The 4,441-nt window shown below is 71.8% G+C and carries 4 protein-coding genes; all 4 read right to left on the bottom strand.

Annotation, left to right across the window (positions count from 1 at the left end):
* Positions 1-1,317: tetratricopeptide repeat-containing protein (locus tag AC1DZ6_RS19790; protein ID WP_477098850.1), on the bottom strand; the 1,317-nt coding region annotated here is incomplete at its 3' end.
* Between the two features lie 12 nt (positions 1,318-1,329).
* Positions 1,330-1,842 carry a hypothetical protein gene (locus AC1DZ6_RS19795; protein WP_477098851.1) on the bottom strand — a complete coding sequence of 171 codons (513 nt, stop codon included), beginning with the start codon at positions 1,840-1,842 and terminating at the stop codon, positions 1,330-1,332.
* Between the two features lie 12 nt (positions 1,843-1,854).
* Positions 1,855-3,675: a TIR domain-containing protein gene (locus tag AC1DZ6_RS19800; protein WP_477098852.1), complete on the bottom strand. Its 1,821-nt coding sequence runs from the start codon at positions 3,673-3,675 to the stop codon at positions 1,855-1,857.
* A gap of 222 nt (positions 3,676-3,897) precedes the next feature.
* Positions 3,898-4,441: autotransporter outer membrane beta-barrel domain-containing protein (locus AC1DZ6_RS19805; RefSeq protein ID WP_477098853.1), on the bottom strand; the 544-nt coding region annotated here is incomplete at its 5' end.

Here is a 4,441-nt window from a genome sequence, read left to right on the forward strand (position 1 = left end):
GGCCCGGGGCGTCGCCGACACGACCATGGCCGCCGCCTTGGCCGCCTCCAACGGTCCTGCGAAGACAGCCCACAGCTGTCGTCCCGCCCAGGTCGGCGGCGCCAGGGTCAGGCCGGACAGGGCCGCCAAACCCGGCAGACGGTCGGGCGCGAAGGTCGCATCGTCCTCTTCGGCGAAGTCGATCAGCAGGATCGCCGCCAGGCGAACCGGGACGGGGTCGGTCGGCGGCTCGGCGGGCGGATCGGGCGGCGGGGGGGCGTCCAGGCCGTACTGGCGACGACCGCTGGCGGCCCACAGGGCCCGGCCCCAGCCGCTGGCGCTGTCCGGCGAGGCGTCGGCGTCGGCCACCACCAGCTGCAGGGCCTCGGTCGCCAGGGTCTCGCCGCGCAGCGCGGCCAGGCCCATGGCCATGGCGCCGGCCAGCCGCACCGCCAGGTCGGGCGCCAGGTCGGCCAGGTCGGGCGCGGCGCAGGCCACCCGCACGCTGTCGGCCTGGTCGAGCAGGGCGTCGAACCGCGCCGCCCAGTCGCCGCCGGCCGGCGCCACGGACAGCGCCCGGAACCGCTCCGGCGGGAAAGGCAGCACCACGTGAAGTTCAGCCCCCCGCGCCACCAGGGCCTCGGCGACGACGATGTCGGCCCCGGCCGCCAGGGCCCCGAAGCCCGCTCCCACCCGCTCGGCCTCCAGCCACGCGGCGACCGCCTTGGCGATCGCCGGACCGGCCTCGCCCAGGTCCATGCGGCCGACGAAATGCAGGCTGGGCGGCGGACGCAGCGGCTCCAGCCAGGCGGCGTCCTCGCCCAGGGCCTCCAGGATCAGCTTCAGTTGCCGATAGGTCGGGGCGTGATCCTCCCAGGCGCGGGGCGCGACCGCCACCGCCTGGGCCAGGGCCTCGCGGGCGTCCGGAACGCGGCCCAGCAGCAGCAAGGCTTCCGCGCGGGTGGCCGCCCGCCAATAGGGCGTCTCGGCCTCTTCGGGATCGTCGTCCAKGCTGCGCAGCACCTGGGCGGCGCGGTGGGCGGCGGCGGCCCGGTCATCGCCCAGCAGGGCCAGGGTCGCGGCGTTGATCAGCGGATAGGTCTTGCCGCTGATCGCCCCGGCCCGGCCATAGGCCTGGGCGGCCCGGGCGTAGAGCGCGCTACGGGCCTCGCCCGTTTCCGCCTGGGCCAGGTCCTTGAGCAGCCGGCCGCGCACGGCCAGCACCGCTGGATCGTCGTCGACGGCCTCCAGCCCGGCCTCGACGAACAGCCGCCAGGCCCGTTCGGTCGCTCCGGCCCGGGCCAGGGCGACCAGCTCCAGCAGAGTCGGCGCCGCCACGCTCACACGCCCTCAGCCGTCATTCTGGACCTTGGGGTCGTAGATGACCGGCATCTGGAGCGTGGAATCATTGGGGTCAGTGAAAACCATGCAGAGATTGAAGGGCAGGAAACCCTCCGTTTTGTTCCAGACGATCAGGAACTTGATCTCCTTCTCGGACACCCAGACGTAATTCCCGAGGATAGCCCGAGCCGCGAGGCTGCCCGCCGTGACCGGCAGTAGCGCGTTTCCACCTTTGTGATCGACGAAGCGCGCATTCAGCGTGTTGTCGATCCGCACCCTGACTTCAATCGCCGAACCCTCCTTGCGTTTAGGATGGTTGCGACAATCGATGTCCAGGACCGTGCCTGGGAAATTTGAATCCTGGTGCTCGTGCGCGAGGTTCTCGTCGCTGAATTTCCTGCGGATATTGGACGGGTCGAGGTCGATCAGATCGATGATCAGCTCACCTACGACCAGCGGGTTGGTGGTCAAATCCGGCAGCGGAAAAAAATCGCCTGTGATGAAAGCGTCTACAGTAGCCATCTCGTCGTCCTCCTAGCGCTCAAGGCCGGACAATTCCGCCCTGAAATCGACCCCCCAGCGGGACGATCGACGTACCGACCTCAGGCGCGTGTCCTCGCGTCGCAGGTAGTCCTCGGCTGGGTTCGCCGCGCCGCGCGCCGAGGCCAGGCGGGCGGCGCTCACCGCGCACAGATCACGCACCTCCAGGTCGGCCTGGGCCGGCGAGACCGCGCAGGCCTCGACATAGGGGGCGGCCCGGGCGGGCGAGCCGCCGGACAGCAGAGTGGCCTTGGCCAGGAACAGACCGACCGCCAGGGTCTGCTTGGCGCGCCAGGCGTCGTCGGGATCGGCGGCGGCCAGGGCCTTGGCCTCGGCATAGGTGACGCCCAGTCGGTCGCGGGCGGCCGCGGCCCGGCCGGCGTCCAGGTCGATCTGGGCCAGGCCCAGGGCGTTGCCCAGGTGGTCGCGGGCATAGACGCTGTTCTTCGGATCGGCGGCGCGCAGGTCGGCGATCAGGCGGGCCTCCTCCAAACGGCTGGCGCGGGCGGCGTCGAGCCGGCCCTGGCCCCGCTGGCTGTCGGCCAGCCAGCCGTAGGCGTCGGCCAGTTCGCGGCGGATGTCGGTGTCGTCGGGACGGGCGCGGGCGGCGGCCTTGAACTGTTSCAACGCGCCGGCGAAGCGCGCCTGGGCCCCCGCCGCGTCGCCCCGGTCGCGCAGGGCCATCATGCCCAGATTGCTCTCGGCGTAGCCGGCCTCCATCCGCCAGTCGGGATTGGCCGGGTCGATGGCCAGCAGCCGGACGGCCAGGGCGGCGTAGCGCTCGAAGCCGGCCTCGGCGGCCGAGAACCGGTTCTGGCGCCAGTCGATGAAGGCGACCCAATATTCGCTCTGAGCGTGGGCGAAGATCCGCTCGGGATCCTTGGGTGCGGCCTCCAGCAGGGTCTGGGTGGTGCGTCGCGCCTCCTGAAACAGCTTCAGGGCCGCGGTCATGTCGCCCCGTGCCTCGTCGTCCTCGCCCATGGCATGAAGCAGGCGGGCGCGGCGCTCCAGGGACTCGGGCGGCAGGTGGGCCAGGTCCTGGTCGGCATAGTAGCGCAGGGCGCGGACGTTGACGGTCGACAGCACGTCCAACCGCCCCACTCCCTTCAGCTTGTCGCGCAGATCGGTCAGCATGAATTCCACCAGGGCTTCGGCTTCGGCGCGTTGCCTTTGAGCCTCGGCGCGCGAGGCCAGCGCGAAGATCGTCAAGGCGGCCATGGCTAGCATGGCCGCCAGGGCCGCCGCCGTGACCGCCGTCACGGTCAGCCGACGACGCTGGGCGTCGCGCTGCACCAGCTCGTCCAGCCCGACCCCGACCACGCCGGCCACCAGTTTCAACAAGCCCAGGCGCGGCCCGTCGCCATGGGCGCGGAAGTCGGCCGCCAGGGGCTCGATCGCCGCCCCCTGCGCGCCCAGCATCTTCAGGCAGGCGGGAATGGCCTCGGCCGGCTCGTCCTTCGCCAGGGCCGCCAGGATCGGCCGGTCCGGGTGCAGGGCGCGAAACAGGGCGACCTCGCGCTCGACCCAGACCGAGCCGGCCGAGGCCCGCGAGCAGACCACGATCAGGGCGCTGGAGGCGGCCAGGGCGGCCCGGACCTCGGCGGTCAGGTCGCCGGCCGCCGACAGTTCCTCGCGGTCGCGGAAGATCGGCGCCACGCGCCTCGGCACCTCGCCGTGCGCCGTCACACGGCCCACCAGCCGGCGCGGCAACCGATAGGCCTCCAGCCGGCGATGCAGCCGCCGCCCGAACACCGCGTCCTTGTGGCTATAGCTGATGAAGGCGCGATACCGCGCCGTCGCCCCGTCTTCCGTCATCGCCGCACCCCCGAACGATGTTCGGCGAGCACCGTGACAGAGCTTGGCAGGCCGCACAACGTGGTCGTGTAAGTAGCAAAGACTCGCCAGGACGCTGCGGTCTCCAGGCGGACGGCGGGGTCGTGGCTAGGCCGATGCACGACGCAAAAAGGCAGCGCCCTTTCGGGAGCTGCCTTTGCCGTGGCGAGCCGGCGCGCTGGGCGCCGGCTCGGTTTTCGTGACCTAGAACCGCCAGGAACCCCCGGCGCGGATGGCCTGGGCCTCGTAGCGGCCGCCGTAAGCGGCGTCGTAGGTGACGCCGAAGCGGGCGCGGTCGCCGGAGAACAGGTCGGTCCCCAACTGCAGGGCCACGCCGCCGGCCGAGGCCTTGGCGCCGGTCACCACGAAGCGGTTCACGCCGCCGACGAAGGCGTTGGAGGTCTCGCCGGCCAGGTCGCCGGTAGTCATGCGCCAGGCGATCGAAGCGTGCGGACGCAGCACCCCGCCGGCGCCGAAGCCGGTCTCGGTCTTCAGCTTGAGGCCCAGGTCGATCACGCCCAGCTCGCGCTTGACGCCCTGGATGTCCAGGCGCGAGAAGCCCCCGGTCTCGACCGCGTCGTCGTTCTTGACGGTCAGCCAGGCGCCCGAGACGAACGGTTCGATCACCGCCGCGCCATAGGTCACCGGGGCCGAAACCTCGCCGAACAGCTGGGCGGTCTTGGCGTCGTACTTGCCCTTCACCCGATCCTGGGCGCCGGGGAATGAAACGACCCGCACGGTGTCGACC

This window comes from Caulobacter sp. P1_B12_2 (assembly GCF_056406675.1).